At 64.0% G+C, this 15,127-nt stretch carries 13 protein-coding genes; 11 read left to right on the top strand and 2 right to left on the bottom strand.

Going from position 1 to position 15,127, the window contains the following annotated elements:
- Window positions 1-73: 73 nt before the first annotated feature.
- Window positions 74-757, top strand: a complete 684-nt coding sequence (locus JOE62_RS15340; protein ID WP_204723032.1) for a GntR family transcriptional regulator — start codon at window positions 74-76, stop codon at window positions 755-757.
- Between the two features lie 88 nt (window positions 758-845).
- Here JOE62_RS15340 and purB read toward each other — a convergent pair whose 3' ends face one another.
- On the bottom strand, window positions 846-2,255 hold the full coding sequence (purB, locus tag JOE62_RS15335) for an adenylosuccinate lyase (RefSeq protein ID WP_204723031.1): 1,410 nt from the start codon (window positions 2,253-2,255) through the stop codon (window positions 846-848).
- A gap of 139 nt (window positions 2,256-2,394) precedes the next feature.
- Between purB and JOE62_RS15330 the strand changes: the two genes are divergently transcribed.
- Window positions 2,395-2,667, top strand: coding sequence for a hypothetical protein (locus tag JOE62_RS15330; protein ID WP_038993231.1), 273 nt, complete (start codon window positions 2,395-2,397; stop codon window positions 2,665-2,667).
- A 2-nt stretch (window positions 2,668-2,669) separates the two neighbouring features.
- On the top strand, window positions 2,670-4,019 hold the full coding sequence (locus tag JOE62_RS15325) for a hypothetical protein (protein WP_204723030.1): 1,350 nt from the start codon (window positions 2,670-2,672) through the stop codon (window positions 4,017-4,019).
- Between the two features lie 162 nt (window positions 4,020-4,181).
- On the opposite strand, the gene JOE62_RS15320 is transcribed toward JOE62_RS15325, so the two are convergent.
- The gene (locus JOE62_RS15320; RefSeq protein ID WP_128469292.1) at window positions 4,182-4,568 is read right to left on the bottom strand and encodes a phage holin family protein; all 387 of its coding nucleotides are present in this window, start codon (window positions 4,566-4,568) and stop codon (window positions 4,182-4,184) included.
- An 82-nt stretch (window positions 4,569-4,650) separates the two neighbouring features.
- Between JOE62_RS15320 and JOE62_RS15315 the strand changes: the two genes are divergently transcribed.
- From JOE62_RS15315 to JOE62_RS16680, 8 genes are all read left to right on the top strand, one after another.
- Window positions 4,651-5,760, top strand: coding sequence for a histidinol-phosphate transaminase (locus JOE62_RS15315; protein ID WP_204723029.1), 1,110 nt, complete (start codon window positions 4,651-4,653; stop codon window positions 5,758-5,760).
- Window positions 5,761-5,887: 127 nt separating this feature from the next.
- Window positions 5,888-7,030: a pyruvate dehydrogenase (acetyl-transferring) E1 component subunit alpha gene (gene pdhA / locus JOE62_RS15310; protein WP_204723028.1), complete on the top strand. Its 1,143-nt coding sequence runs from the start codon at window positions 5,888-5,890 to the stop codon at window positions 7,028-7,030.
- Complete coding sequence (locus JOE62_RS15305) at window positions 7,031-8,008, top strand: alpha-ketoacid dehydrogenase subunit beta (protein ID WP_204723027.1); 978 nt, start codon at window positions 7,031-7,033, stop codon at window positions 8,006-8,008.
- A 20-nt stretch (window positions 8,009-8,028) separates the two neighbouring features.
- The gene (locus tag JOE62_RS15300; protein ID WP_204723026.1) at window positions 8,029-9,444 is read left to right on the top strand and encodes a dihydrolipoamide acetyltransferase family protein; all 1,416 of its coding nucleotides are present in this window, start codon (window positions 8,029-8,031) and stop codon (window positions 9,442-9,444) included.
- Between the two features lie 92 nt (window positions 9,445-9,536).
- Entirely contained in the window at window positions 9,537-11,048 is a 1,512-nt protein-coding gene (locus tag JOE62_RS15295) for a DUF5129 domain-containing protein (RefSeq protein ID WP_204723025.1), read from the top strand.
- The gene (locus JOE62_RS15290) at window positions 11,045-13,597 is read left to right on the top strand and encodes a DUF5129 domain-containing protein (protein ID WP_204723024.1); all 2,553 of its coding nucleotides are present in this window, start codon (window positions 11,045-11,047) and stop codon (window positions 13,595-13,597) included. Before JOE62_RS15295 ends, JOE62_RS15290 begins: the two co-directional genes overlap by 4 nt.
- Before the next feature lie 135 nt (window positions 13,598-13,732).
- On the top strand, window positions 13,733-14,164 hold the full coding sequence (locus JOE62_RS15285) for a carboxymuconolactone decarboxylase family protein (RefSeq protein ID WP_239543426.1): 432 nt from the start codon (window positions 13,733-13,735) through the stop codon (window positions 14,162-14,164).
- The gene (locus JOE62_RS16680) at window positions 14,116-15,015 is read left to right on the top strand and encodes a sigma factor-like helix-turn-helix DNA-binding protein (protein ID WP_204723022.1); all 900 of its coding nucleotides are present in this window, start codon (window positions 14,116-14,118) and stop codon (window positions 15,013-15,015) included. The genes JOE62_RS15285 and JOE62_RS16680 overlap by 49 nt, the downstream gene beginning before the upstream one ends.
- Window positions 15,016-15,127 lie beyond the last annotated feature (112 nt).

The raw sequence follows: 15,127 nt of genomic DNA, 5'->3' as shown, positions 1-15,127 counted from the left end.
CCGCTGGGTGATTCCCGTTACACACTTTATATTATAAAATCTGAGGGTCAATCCGCGAGTGAAAGCAGGAACCATGGCGGCAAGCGAAGCGCAAGCGGAAAGCAAGCGCGGCCGGAGCAAGGCCGATCTGGCCTACGACTATTTGCGCGAACAGGTGCTGGGTGGCACGCTGGCACCGCGCCAGCGGGTGCGGGTCGGGCCTATTGCCGCACAGCTTGAGATCAGCGCCGTGCCGGTGCGCGAGGCAATCCACCGGCTGGCCGCCGAGGGCCTGCTGCAGATTGAGCGCAACGTCGGCGCGCGGGTCGCCGAAATCGACGAGCTCGCCTACCGCGAGGGCATGGAGGCGCTGGCGGTGCTCGACGGGTCGGCTACAGCGCTGGCAGCGCTGGCACTGGGTGGCGCCGCGCTTGATCGGGCGGAACAGATCAATGAGCAGCTCGCAGGTCTGTTGGGGGACTTCGACCCGGCCGAATACACCCGGCTGAACACCAAGTTCCACGCGGTGCTGCATGCCGGGTGCCCGAACGCGCGGCTGCGAGAGCTGGTCGAGGCAGAATGGCGCAAGTTCTCCGCACTGCATGCGGCGGAGCGTGCGGTGGATGCGCAGAGGGCGCACGCCGCTGTGGATGAGCACCGCGAACTGCTGCGGCTGATCCGCGACGGCGCGCCCGCGGCCCGCATTGAGCAGGAGGCCCGTCAGCACGTGCTGTCCTCGTTGCATGCGCGCACCGGATTCGCCAGCGGGCTGCGCTAACGCCGTAGCCCGGTGGCTGTTCCTTAACTGGAAAGCCGGGCCCGGTACGTCGAAATTCGACGCACCGGGCCCGGCTTGTGCCGTGCGGCTACTTCTTCAGGTGGTCAACCAGCTGCGAAGCGATGCCGTTGTAGGTGCCCGGGGTCAGGGACTGCAGGCGGGCTTCAGCATCGGCGGACAGGCCCAGCTCGCCAACGAATTCCTTCAGGCGGGCTGCATCCACGCGGTGGCCGCGGGTCAGGTCCTTCAGGCGTTCGTACGGGTTGTCCATGCCCTCAACCCCGGCGATGGCCTCGGCGCGCATGACCATCTGGATGGCCTCGGCGAGGACCTCCCAGTTGTGATCCAGATCCTCGGCCAGCACTGCTTCGGCAACATCCAGGCGGTCAAGGCCCTTGGCAACGTTGGAGATCGCCAGCACCGAGTGTCCGATGGCCGAACCGATGTTGCGCTGCGAGGAGGAGTCGGTCAGGTCGCGCTGCCAGCGGCTGGTGACCAGGGTGGAACCCAAGGTGTTCAGCAGGCCGTTGGAGATCTCCAGGTTCGCTTCTGCATTCTCGAAGCGGATGGGGTTGACCTTGTGCGGCATGGTCGAGGATCCGGTGGCACCTGCCACCGGGATCTGCGCGAAGTAGCCGATGGAGATGTAGCTCCAGACATCGGTGCACAGGTTGTGCAGGATGCTGTTGAAGCGGGCGATGTCTGCGTATACCTCGGCCTGCCAGTCGTGGGATTCAATCTGGGTGGTCAGCGGGTTCCAGGCCAGGCCTAGGTGCTCGACGAAGTCCTTGGAGACCTTCTGCCAGTCGGCGGTTGGAACCGAAGCGTAGTGGGCTGCGTAGGTGCCGGTTGCACCATTGATCTTGCCCAGGTACTCGGTCTTCTCGACGCGGTCCAACTGGCGGGTCAGGCGCCAGGCCAGAACTGCCAGTTCCTTGCCCAGGGTAGTCGGGGTGGCCGGCTGGCCATGGGTGCGCGAGAGCATTGGCACGTCGCGGGATTCCTCGGCCATCTTGGACAGCTGGGCCACCAAGTCGCGGGCTGCCGGCAGCCATACCTGCTGCACGCCGCCCTGGACGCCAAGGGCGTAGGACAGGTTGTTGATGTCTTCGGAGGTGCAGCCGAAATGCACCAGCGGCTTGAGGTTGCCGATGCCAATCGCTTCCAGGCGGTTGGCGATGTAGTACTCCACTGCCTTAACGTCGTGAACGGTGACAGCCTCGATCTCGGCCAGTTCCTTCACCGAGTCAGCATTGAAATCGGTGACGATCTTGCGCAGCGCAGCCTTCTGGTCCGCAGTCAGCGGGGAGGTACCTGGAAGAACGGAGTTGTCGGTCAAATGGATCAGCCATTCAACTTCAACGTGAACGCGGTCGCGGTTCAAAGCCGCTTCGGAAAGGTAGTCGACCAGCGGTGCCACGGCGCTGCGGTAGCGTCCGTCGAGGGCAGTCAAAGCCAGTGGTTCATTAGCAAGGGAAGTGCGCGCAATCTCAGCCATGCTCATATTCTTCCATCCCCGGCGCCGCATCACATCTTTTACACCGTTCCTGTTTCCACAACCGGGCCCAAATCCTGCTGGCACCGAACCGCGGCTGTCCATGATGGTGGACAAATTCTCAAGGATGCGGAGCAGGAAAATGATGTTTCAAGCGACGCTGCTGACGGTGGCGAGCCAACTCGATGACGCACGGAAAACCACTCAATTCGCCATCGCCCAATTGGGGTCAATCCATTCATTGACTTGGAACTCCAAGGCAGGCAAGGCGTTTTTGGAGAATGTCGACGAGCTGAGCCGCCGGCTGGAAATGCTCAACAGCGAACTGGGCGACGCGGAGGAGTACGTGGGGGTAGCCATGCGGGAGATCCAGAACCTCGAAGCGCAAATCATGAACCAGCGAATGGCATCGTAGCCATGGGATATGAAGTCAATTACAACTCGCTGGATTACGCCGAGGCCGGGGAGATCTGCCAGCGGGTTGCCAACGATATCGATGGCATATCCGAGGTGCTGCTCAAAGCCGCCCAGGCAGCAGATAGGTGCCAGCGCGACCTGGATCTGCAGTGCATGGTGTCAGGCATCGGTGCCAGGGGCTACAACGTGGGGCTGTTGGGCGACTTGATCAGGGACGCCTACCAGCAGTCCAGAGAGGGGCAAATTACAGCGTTCGATCTGACCGCAAAAGTCTCCGAAGCCATGCGGAACTATGAAGTTGCCGAGTCCGCTGCCGAACGGATGGTGCTAGCCAGCACGGGAGCCGTGCTGGTGGGAGACTTCATTTCCGAGACCCGCGACAACGACTGGCGTCCACCCCTGGAAAGCATGGAAATGTTCCTGCGCCTGGTGTTCTCGTATCTGCCGCGTTTGCCCTTCGGATCGAACCTGACGCTGACCGAGCAGATCGAAGGTGCAACCAAGGATCTGTCGGGCTTTATCCGGCGGCTGGGAGCAGATCGCAATACCGAAATACAGCTCACTGGACAGGATCCAACGCAAACGGTTGAAGTCGATGGAAAGATGCAAAGCTATTTCCATTTGCACCTAATGCTGGAAGGAGAAGGCACGGAGAACAACGGGAAGATCATGATCGTGAAGGCTGACGACGACACGTATATCGCGATCTTCCCGGGGACGCAGAATGACTCGGAAGTTCCTTCGCCTTTTGGCCCGGAAGGCATCGCCGACGGCTTCGGGGTGGAATCCGAGAACTTCGCGAAACCGCTTGATGAGGCACTGGAGATCAGCGGAGCGAAAGAGGGCGATGAGCTCATCCTCTCCGGGTATTCGCAAGGCGGCATTCATGTGGCCCAGTTGTCGAAGAACAAGTTCTTGAAGCACAAATACAAGCTGAATAAAGTCCTGACCCTTGGATCGCCCATCGGGACCATTGACCTGCCGGAAGACGTACGCAGCCTGTCAGTTGAAGACCAGAAGGATATGGTGCCCGGCACCGACGGCGGGCCCAATCCCGGGAAGGGGGAGCATTACACCACAACCTTCCCGGGCCCGCGGGAGTATATGGAGGACATCTTGCCCGACGATGGCATCTTTGGTGCTCCGCATAACCTCAAGAATTACGGTGACCACCTTCTGGAACTCGATGAGAACCCGAAGCTGGAAATCAGGGAGCACCTGAAGAAGTACTACCTTCCCGAATCCCTGGTGAAAATCCGTATGTTCAAGCTGGAGCGGAAGCCGAAAGAGCCTCGGCCTATCACGGAAGAGGAGAAGCAACGGCTCAAGCATGTGGCGCCGCCCCATTAAGATGCCCAAAGCTGCAGCGCGCTATCCAAGGCCAGCATCTTCCGACGCCACAGTAAAAGGCAGCGGAAACGGGGAGATGACCGGGCCGGCCAATTGGGAATTAACCAAAGAAGACGGCACCTGCCGGTTGCCGTCTTCTTCTTGCCATGAGCGGTAGACCGCTTAGTCGTTATCGCTCTTGACGAATAATCCGAGGACCGCCGAGACAATGGCGATGATGATCGTGCCGGCGATGGCATCCCACCAGAACTGCTCGATGACCAGTTCGATGGGCGTGAAGGTCGTCAGCCATGAAGTCAGCAAAAGCATCAGGGCATTGATCACGATGGTGAACAAGCCCAGGGTGAGGCAGGTGATCGGCAAGGAGAAAAGCTTGACGATTGGACGGACCAAGGCGTTGACCAAGCCGAAGATGACCGCAACGACCAGATAGGCGATGACCGTGCTCATAGTGCCTTCGCCTGCCGCGACGATCTTGAGGCCGGGCACCACCCAAACGGCGGCGGCGAGGGCAAGCGCATTGACGATGACTCGAATCAGAAAGCTCATGGCTTAACTTTGGCACAAAAATCTGGGATTCGGATGAACCTTGGATATTGCTAAACCCATAGTGAGGACTAGGCTTTGAGGTATGACTGAGAACCCGGTGACCCAAGATCAGGTGCAGCCACGCTCCGTAGTTGCACGCTTGCCAAAATACGCTGCGGGCAAGCCGCCTGCTCCAGTTGAAGGCGTCCAAGCTTACAAGCTGTCATCGAACGAGATTCCCTTTGGCCCGTTGGAAGCTGTGCATCAGGCAGTCGTCAAGCAGGACAGCCTGAATCGCTATCCAGACCCGCTATCGACCAAGCTTCGCATGGCCCTCGCCGACTATTTGGATGTGCCGGCTGAAGATATCGTGACCGGCGCCGGTTCCCTCGGCGCGCTGGTGCAGATTCTGAATACCTTCGCAGGCCAGAACGAGGACGGCATTCAGGATGAAGTCATCTATGCGTGGCGTTCCTTCGAGGCCTACCCGATTCTCGTGCAGACCGCCGGTGCGCTGCCGGTGGAGATTCCACTGCTGGAAGATGGGCGCCACGACTTGGAATCCATGATCGCCGCGGTGAACGAGAACACCTCAGTGATCTTGCTGTGCACCCCGAATAACCCGACCGGACCGGTACTCACCCAGGCCGAGGTCGATGATTTCCTGGCACGCGTTCCGAAGAACGTGCTGGTGGTCCTGGATGAGGCCTACACCGAGTTCGTCCGGGATGAGAAATCGGTGGATGGCATCCACACCTACAACGAGAACGAAAACGTCGTTCTGCTGCGCACCTTCTCCAAGGCCCACGGCCTGGCGAATCTCCGGGTCGGCTACTCGGTGGCCCACCCGCAGATCACCGAGAACATCCGCGTGGTCGCCACCCCGTTCGCCGTCTCCAGCGTGGCCGAGGATGCAGCAGTCGCTTCGCTGGCCAATATTGACCAGGTGCTTGAGCGCGTCGAGGGGCTGGTGGCCGAACGCGAACGGGTGGCCGCGGCCTTGGCCGAGATGGGCTGGAAGATTCCTTCCACCCAGGCGAACTTCGTCTGGCTGCCGCTGGGAGAAAAGACCGGCCAGTTTGTCGAGCGGGCCAACGCAGTGGCGTTGTCTGTGCGCGGCTTCTCGAACGAGGGAGTGCGGGTCTCCATCGGCGAAGTTGAGGCAAACGATCGCTTTATTGAACTGTGCAAGGAATCACTCGACCTGGCATAGGGGTAACGGGCGCTGATTTCTCGCGTTTTAGCGGTCAAAGCCTATAGGCTTAGGAACTGGACAAGCCGTATATGTCCCATGCGGAATGTATTCCTCGTGGGGCATATTTATGACCAAAGGATGATAAATGACGCGAGCTGCGACCGAGGCGACGGAGCAGGATCTGATTCAGATCCTGACTCCGGACGGCCAGCGTCAGTCCCACGAAACGTACGATGCGTATCTGGGCGACGTTGATGATGACATGCTTCGCGGTTTCTACCGCGACATGGCATTGACGCGTCGATTCGACCAAGAGGCCACGGCTTTGCAGCGTCAGGGGCAGTTGTGCCTCTGGGTCCCGCTGCGCGGGCAGGAAGCGGCGCAGATCGGTTCCGGCCGCGCCACCCGCCGAAGCGACTACATCTTCCCCACCTACCGCGAGCACGGCGTAGCGCTGACCCGCGACGTCTCCTTCTCGGAAATGCTGCGCCTGTTCCGCGGCATCTCCGGCGGCGGCTGGGATCCCCGGGAAAACAACTTCCACATGTACACCATGGTGCTGGCCGCGCAGATGCCGCATGCCGCCGGCTACGGCATGGCGTTGAACATGGAGCAGCGAGGATGGGACGAAGCCCGCCGCGCCAAGGAAGGCAATGCTGTTGTCGCCTACTTCGGCGATGGCTCCTCCACCGAGGGCGAAACCCACGAATCCATGGTCTTCGCCAGCTCCTTCAATGCACCGGTGGTCTACTTCTGCCAGAACAACCAGTGGGCGATTTCCGTGCCTTTCGAGGTCCAGTCCAAGGTGCCGCTGGTCAACCGCGCCGCCGGCTACGGGATGCCCGGGATCCGCGTGGACGGCAATGACGTGCTGGCAGTCTTGGCGGTGACCCGCTGGGCGCTGGAACACGCACGCAGCGGCAAGGGCCCGGTGCTCATCGAGGCCGTCACCTACCGTCTCGGCGCGCACACCACCGCCGATGATCCGACCAAATACCGCATGAGCGAAGAAGAAGCCAAGTGGGCCCAGAAGGATCCGCTGGTCCGCCTGGAAACCTACCTGCGCGATAACAACCTGGTTGATGATGCCTTCTTCGAGCAGCTGTCCGCCGACGCCGACGCGATGGCCGCCAAGGTCCGCGAAGACGCCATGGCCTTCCCCGTCCCGCCGCTGGCCAAGTCCTTCGAGCAGGTCTACGCCGAAGCGCATCCGCTGATCCAGGAAGAACTGGCCTGGCATCTGGAATACGAAGCAGGATTCGCCGATGCGGCTGAGGGAGAGCACTAAATGACCACCACAATGACCCTGGCCAAGGCCATTACCAGCGGCCTGGACAAGGTGCTGGAAACCAACGACAAGTCCTTGCTGATGGGCGAGGACATCGGACGCCTCGGCGGCGTGTACCGGATCACCGACGGGCTGATCGACAAGTACGGCGAGCACCGCGTCATCGACTCGCCGCTGGGCGAGGCTGGCATCGTCGGCACCGCTGTGGGCATGGCCCTGCGCGGCTTCAGCCCGCTGGTGGAAATCCAGTTCGACGGTTTCGTCTTCCCTGCCTTCAGCCAGATCACCACCCAGCTGGCCAAGATGCACGCCCGCTCCGAGGGCCGGCTGACCACCCCGGTGGTCATCCGCATCCCGTACGGCGGCGGCATCGGCTCCATTGAGCACCACTCGGAATCCCCGGAAGCGCTGTTCGCCCACACCGCGGGCCTGCGCATCATCACCCCGTCCAACGCGCATGACGCCTACTGGATGATCCAGCAGGCGGCCAACTGCCAGGATCCGGTGATCTTCTTCGAGCCCAAGCGCCGCTACTGGCTCAAGGGCGAAGTGGACACCGAGACCCCGGCGCTGAATGCGTTCAAAGCGCAGGTGGTCCGCCCGGGCACCGACGCGACCATCGTGGCCTACGGCCCGCTGGTGCCGATCGCCCTGGCCGCCGCGGATGCCGCGTTGGAAGACGGACGCTCCATCGAGGTCATCGACCTGCGCTCGCTCTCGCCGATCGACTTCGACACCATCACCGAATCGGTGCAAAAGACCGGCCGGCTGATTGTCACCCACGAAGCGCCGACCTTCGGCGGCCTGGGCGGCGAAATCGCGGCCCGCATCACCGAGCGCGCCTTCCTCTCGCTGGAAGCCCCGGTGCTGCGCGTGGGCGGATTCCACATGCCATACCCGATTTCCAAGGTGGAATCCCAGTACCTGCCGGACATCGACAAGTTGCTTGAAGCCCTCGACCGGTCCTTCGCTTACTGAGCGGAATCCAAGGAGTAGAAATGACAGTCTTTAATCTCCCCGATGTGGGCGAAGGGTTGACCGAAGCGGATATCGCTTCCTGGAAGGTCAAGATAGGGGACACCGTTGAGGTCAACCAGATCTTCGTCGAGATCGAAACCGCCAAGTCGCTGGTCGAGCTGCCCTGCCCCTTCGCCGGTGTAGTCACCGCATTGCACGCGGATGAAGGCGACACCGTGCTGGTGGACAACCCGCTGATCACCATCGACGAAGAGGGCGGCAAGCCGGCCCCGACCGGCACCCCGGAACCAGCCGAGGCGCTGGCTACCGCGGCGCCGCAGGCCAACGAGGAACCCGGCCCGCTGGTCGGTTCGGGACCGACCGCTGATTCCTCGGTGCGCCGCAAGCGCACCAGCCGTCCCGCTCCGTCGGCTGCCGGTGCGCGCACCGCAGCGGTCCGCGCTTCCGGATCCGCACTGGCCGAGACCATCTCGCGCCGCGCGCAGTCCCTGGGCACCGCAGTGACCCGCGAAGTGGATCGCCGCAAGCCGGCGATGGCGAACTTCGTTGACCGCGTGCTGGCCAAGCCGCCGGTACGCCGCCTGGCCAAGGAGCTGGGCATCGACATCAACGATGTGGTGGGCACTGGAACCCAGGGCGAAATCACCCGCGAAGACGTCAACAGCTACCAGGCCCAGCGCGAAGCCGAGCATGCGGCGGCGCCAACCTACTGGGCCCACGGCCAGCTGGCCGACGCCCGCATCGAGCGCACCCCGGTGCGCGGCGTGCGCAAGGCCACCGCCAAGGCCATGGTCGACTCGGCCTTCACCGCACCGCATGTCTCGATCTTCGTGGACGTGGATGCCAGCCGCACCATGGAATACGTAGCCCGACTGAAGAAGTCCCGCGACTTCGAGGGCATCAAGGTCTCGCCGTTGCTGGTGCTGGCCCGGGCCGTGATCTGGGCTGCCGCCCGCAACCCTTCGGTGAACGCCAGCTGGGTGGAAACCGAGAACGGCGCGGAGATCCACCAGAAGCGCTTCATGAACCTGGGCATCGCCGCTGCCACCCCGCGCGGTCTGCTGGTGCCGAATATCAAGGACGCGCAGAACCTGAACATGAAGGAACTGGCCATCGCGCTGAACGAGCTGGCCACCACCGCGCGTGCCGGCAAGACCCGCCCGGAGGACATGCGCGACGGTTCGCTGAGCATCACCAACATCGGCGCGCTGGGCATCGACACCGGTACCCCGATCATCAACCCGGGCGAGGTGGCGATCGTTGCCTTCGGCACGATCCGGCAGAAGCCGTGGGTTGTCGACGGCGAAGTGGTCCCGCGCTGGATCACCACTCTGGGCGGATCCTTCGACCATCGCGTGGTTGACGGCGACCTCTCGGCCCGCTTCATGGCCGATGTGGCATCGATCCTGCAGGAACCTGCCATGCTGCTGGACTAGTTTACGGACCAGTGCCAAGACCCCTGTGAATCTTCCGGATTCACGGGGGTCTTGGCAATTAAAAAAGCAGCTGTTGATATAATCGTTGGATTATGACTTATCTGCTTTCGGCCGCCCGGCGAATCGCGATAGCCGTGCTGTTGCTTCTTGTGCCGGTGCTCGGGATATTTCTTGCAGTGCCAGCGATGGCGGACGAACAGATTTACGAGCCGATCTACCCCGTGGGCCCCAGCAGCGAGCCGTCGAACGGCCAAGGCGACGACAAGGACAAAAAGACGATCCGCGTCCCCGACCTGGTCGCCGAAGAGGGGAACTTCCACCTGGCGGTCATCGACTCGGTGCAGGCCCAGATCGACAACCAGGAGGTCCTGGACGCAGTCCGCGAGATCATGGGGCAAAGCAACGCCAAGATCGTGGTGGGCGTCGATACCGCCGGCAGCGTCATGGAAGGCGGAGCGGCCAAGTTCATTCGCGCCATGACGATGTTCGGCCCCACCTCCTACCTGCTGCTGCACGACGACTGGCCCGAAAGCACCGACACCAAGGGGTACCTGCAGGACGGCTGGATCGTCATCGGACTGGTGCTTCCCGACGCCGACGGCAAGGGCGCGGAGATCGCCATCGACAAGGCCTGGAATGTCACCGGGGAGCGGTCGGCCGCGCTGTCACGCAGCGTAGCGGCGCTGCGCCCGCACATGGACCGCGACGACTATACGCAGGCGGTCATCGAGGCGGTACGCACCGCCACCGACGAACTGAAGGCGCCGCAGGACTTCCGCGGGCGGCTGCTGGTGGGCCTCGGCGTGCTGACAGTGCTGGCCGCCGTTCTTGTGCTGGTGCACCGTCGCCGGACCCGCCAGCGTGCCGAGGACGCCCGGCGCGTCGACCGCACCGGGGAGCTGTTCGCGCGGTTGCCTGCGCAACTGCGCGAGCTGGAATCCTGCACCCCGCCGGAGTCCAGCCTGCAGGCCGGAGGCATTATCCAGCAGCGTGCCGAGCTGTTGGGCCGCGCCATTGCACCGCTCGCCAGCTTCACGCGGGACGCCCTCGCCCAGGGACCCGAGACGGCGGCGCCCAGCGCCGTGGCCCTGGAGCGGCTGGAGGAGGCCAGCGGCTGCCAGCAGGAGCTGGTGGCGGCGTGCAGCGCGCTCAACGGGCTGCTTTCCGGCGGCTCGCGCGGCCACCGGCGATGGGCGGCGATCATCGCCGCGCACCGCGACCTGCTCGAAGGCTGCGCCACGCTCCTGGACCGGAAGGAGCTTGCATCGCTGGATTCCGCTGCCCGCCTGCGCGCGCACCTGATCACCGACACCGACGCGCTCGACGAGGCGCAGCAGTGGCTCAACCGCCCGAAGTCCCGCAGCGTCGAACCGGCCGCCATGCTCGAGCGCCTCTGGGGGCTGCGCCTGGGACTGCAAACGGACCTGGAACAGCTGCTGGAGCAGGTGAAGGGCACCAAGATCAAGCTGCCGCAGCAGCTCACCAAGCATCTGGCCGGCCGCGAGCAGGGCAAGGCCGGCCCGCTGGACGACCTGGCAGCCATTGACCGCGCGGCCCAGCGGATCGAAGGCTGGCTGGATGCACCGGCGGAGGACAGGGCATGAGCAGGCTGGCCTCCTTCGACGCACTCGGCCGCCGGCTGCGCCGTCCGCTGTCGCTGGCATTGATTCCGGCGGCGCTCATGGCGCTGGCCACGACGGTGATCGCCGGGATGGGGATCTACACCTACAAAACGTACGGGCAGGACAACACGCCGCCCTACCAGGTGGAGATCGTTGTCGAAGGGCAGCACGACTGGAACATCAGCCAGCGCACCGTGGATGCCGCCATGGACGGGCCGATCCTTTCCCACCGGCCGCTCACCCTGACCGTCACCGACCGGCTGCTGACCGGAAATGAACTGTTGCGCGGCAGCCTCCCGGCACATGACATCCTGCTCAGCACGCGGCTGGAAAAACTGGACCCCGCAGATGCCGATACCGCGCAACGTTTCAACGGTGTCGCGGTGCGCTCCGACCTGCTGGAGGGGCGCGACCGCAAGGCCTACGACGCGACGGACATCCGCTTCGAGATCGACAATGCGTTCCGGGAAAATCTGGGCCTGGGCCACGGACCGAAGTCCATCATCGCCGCCGCCCAGCGCGCCGCCGTGGTGCTCTACGATCCGCCCAACACCAATCCGGTTTTCTGGATCACGCTGGTTGCGCTGGCGGCCACCGCGACCACGGTGTTCCTGCTCATCGCGCTGCGCTACAACCTGCGCTGGGAAGCGAAACACCGCCGCCTTGCCGCGGCGCAGCGCAAACTGGCCCGCGTGGTGCTGGACCTCGAAGCCCTGGAAGCCACCTACCATGCGGCCCCCGCCGCCGCCCGCCCGGAGAAATTCACCCGGGCCTGGAACGAATTGCAAGACCTGTCGCTGGAGCTTGCGAGGACCGAGGACGACCTGGTGGAGCGGGTCCATGCCCGGTCCAGCGCCTTCGACGAGCGCACCGCCGGGCAGCTCGCCGATTTCGAAGCGACGGCCCGACGGCTGACCCGCCTCGCCGACGCGTTGATGGGCGCAGGTTCCGTGCACGCCCGGATGGCGGGCACCGGCTCGACCCTCGACCGGCTCAGCGCCCCCATTAACACCGTCATGACCTCCCTGCTGATCCGCCTGGAGCGGGCGCCGGGCGGGATGGTCGCCAATACCGACATCGAGCAGCTCCGCACAGCCCTGGGGCAATTGCTGGATGCGTCCGCCGGGGAACCCGGCGACCGCCCGGCCATTGCACGCTGGCAACGCGCCGAGGAACAGCTGATCACGCTGCTGGCCACGCAGCGGAAGAAGATTTCCAAGTACCCGCATGGACGGGTCACGGCGCCGGCCGGGGCACCGCAGGGCTACCGGGAACTGAAAACCTCGTTGGGGCTTGACGTATCGGGGGCCAAGGACGGCTACACGCAGGCGGCCCAGCTGGACGCGCTGGTGAAGTCAATCACCGGCGATACGCTGGCATCGGACAAGACAGAGGCGGGCAAGCCGCGCACGGAGTCCAGTTACCGGCCCAGCGGGCCGAGGCTGGCGCTGATGCTCGGCGCCCTGTTGCTCGTCGGCATGATTCCCGCCGGCATCACCGCCAACGCGCTGGTCGGGGAGCCATTTCCCGAGCGCGAGGGCAGCGGGCGCGGCGCGCAGCTGGAGATCGACGACCCCAGCGGCGAGCTATCCGACACCGAAATCATCCGCGACATGGACACCGATTTCCCCGTGCCGACCAGCATGGTGGTGGCCGTTCGCGACGCCGAAGCCTATCTGGACCTGCGCACGGATCCTCCGGGATCGGAGTACCGCTCGGCTGAACCACTGAGCCTGCTTGGCTCGCTGCATCGCATCAAGCAGGAATATCCGCAGCTGCTCGACCCGGTGACCAAGGAATTGAACAGCTCCAAGGCCATCATTCCGGTGTTCTACACCGACGAGGGGACCACGATCGCTCCCGGGGTGATCAGCCCGGAAGTCAGTACAGGCCGGTACACCATTGGCGGTACATCGAACTGGGAATACGGGAGCATCTTCGAAAGCAAGTACCCGGACATCAGCATCGCCGATGTGGTGGACGACTATGCGCAGGGACTTGAACGCAACGGTTTCGAGGAAGACACCTCCTTGAGCTTTGGCGGACTGTTCTGGCTGCTGACCATGTTGTTCTTCTTCACCGTGGTCAACATCGCGCTGACCATCAGGTTCCTGCTCACCGCCACGGGAAGCCTGGGCCGCTTTGTCCGCGGGACCGGGGCGCTGCGCTCCGCCAAGAAGAAACTGGAGGGCATGCTCCTGGGCCTTGACGAGTCCCAGATCAATGCCGTGGCGGTCCTGGGCTCCAGCAGCAGCGGCCGCACCGATGAGGCGGGCCAGCGGCTCTTCGAACGCGCCCTGGCCATGGCCCTGAGGGAAGAACGGGAACTCGACGCCACCCCGCTGAACGAGCGCCTGCACCGCGAATTCAGCGCGCGGGTTGCGCACCTTGACCAGCTGGTCGGGGTGCTGGCCGAGCGCGACGCCGATGTCGCACGCCGCGCCCGGGCACTGATCACCGCCACCCGCGGTGCCGGTGGGGACGTGCCACCGACGGTGGCACTGCCAGGCGGGATGGACACCACTTCCTAGCCTCGGCTCCCAAACCGGGCCGGACAGCTGGGGGCAAGAGCGGGTTTGCGGAAATTCTTGCAGCCAAGTTGTCACAGTTCGAGCCTTTGGTGCGACGTATGGTTGTAACGAGATGATGAGGAGACAATTATGCGCATGAATCTGGGACAAACCCACGCCAAGGGCTACGCCGCTGTACTGGGAATGGAAAAGTACGCGGCGGCCAATGTACCCACGGAACTCTACGAGCTGGTGAAGCTGCGCGCCTCCATCCTCAACGGGTGCTCCTTCTGCACCGACATGCACTCGCACGATGCCATGGAAGCCGGCATCAGCACCGCCAAGCTCTTCGCCGTGGCAGCCTACAACGATTCGCCGCTGTTCAGCGACGCGGAACGCGCCGCCCTGCGACTGACCGACGAGGTCACCAGGCTGGATCCCGCCACCGGCGTCAGCGACGAGGTCTGGGAAGCGGCGGCGGAGGAATTCAGCGAGGAGGAGATCGGCAACCTGATCTTCGCCATCGCCACCATCAACGTGTGGAACCGCATCGCGATCACCACCCGGATCGAACCGCCGGTGCGTTAGTGGACGAAGCCTCGATAGCCTGGCGGGAAGAACAGCCGCGGCTGACCATGCTCGCCTACAACATGCTCGGCGTCTGGGCCGAGGCCCAGGATGTCGTCAGCGCGGTGGGCGAGCAGGTGCTCGGTGCGCAGAATGTGCGCAACTGGCCCGCCTACCTGACCACGCTCACGACCCGCCGGGCAATCGACGCGCTGCGCTCGGCCCGGCTGACGCGCACCGAGTACGTGGGCACCTGGCTGCCTGAACCGGTCGACGAACGGCTGCTGCCCGAACAAGCCGCGGTCCGCGCCTCGATGCTGCGCCTGGGCGTGCTGTTCCTGCTTGAACAGCTCTCACCGGCGGCCCGCGCGGCCTATGTGTTGCACCACGCCCTGGGTTTCACCTCCGTGCAGGTTGCCGAGGTGCTGGACACCACCCCCGCGGCCGTGCGCCAGCTGCTCAGCCGGGCCGCGAAGAAACTGCGCGATGCCCAGGCACCGACGCGCGACCCGGAGGACGAGCTGCCGCTGCTGGCGCACATCGTGGCAGCAATCCAGCGTGCCGACGCCGCCGGGCTGGCCGCGCTGCTGGCCCCGGATGTGGTGCTTCATTCGGACGGCGGCGGGGTGGTGCGCGCGGCGCGCAATCCCGTGTATGGGGCGCAGAAGGTGGCTCGATTCCTGGTCGGGGTCGAGCGCAAGAACCCCGGCCGGCGGGTGCTGTTGGGACGGGCCAACGGAGCGCCGGCGCTGCTCTTCACCGCGCCCGGGCGCCTTGACGTGCTTGCAGTCGATGGCGCCGGCGGCACGGCCGCCGCTATCTGGCTGGTCTCCAACCCGGAAAAGCTGGCTCGGCTGCTCGTCGAGACGTAGCGCGCCGCGAAGGACGCGGCGGGAGCTAGTTGTTGTCCGCCGTCTCCCGCGAGCCATCGGCGAAAAAGCCATTGCCCCAGGGGTCAACCGGGAGGAGAATAACCCCCACCCA

This window comes from Glutamicibacter nicotianae (assembly GCF_016907615.1).
GTDB lineage: Bacteria > Actinomycetota > Actinomycetes > Actinomycetales > Micrococcaceae > Glutamicibacter > Glutamicibacter nicotianae.
Note: the sequence above shows the minus strand (reverse complement) of the source record. Positions and strands in the feature narration are given on the sequence as shown.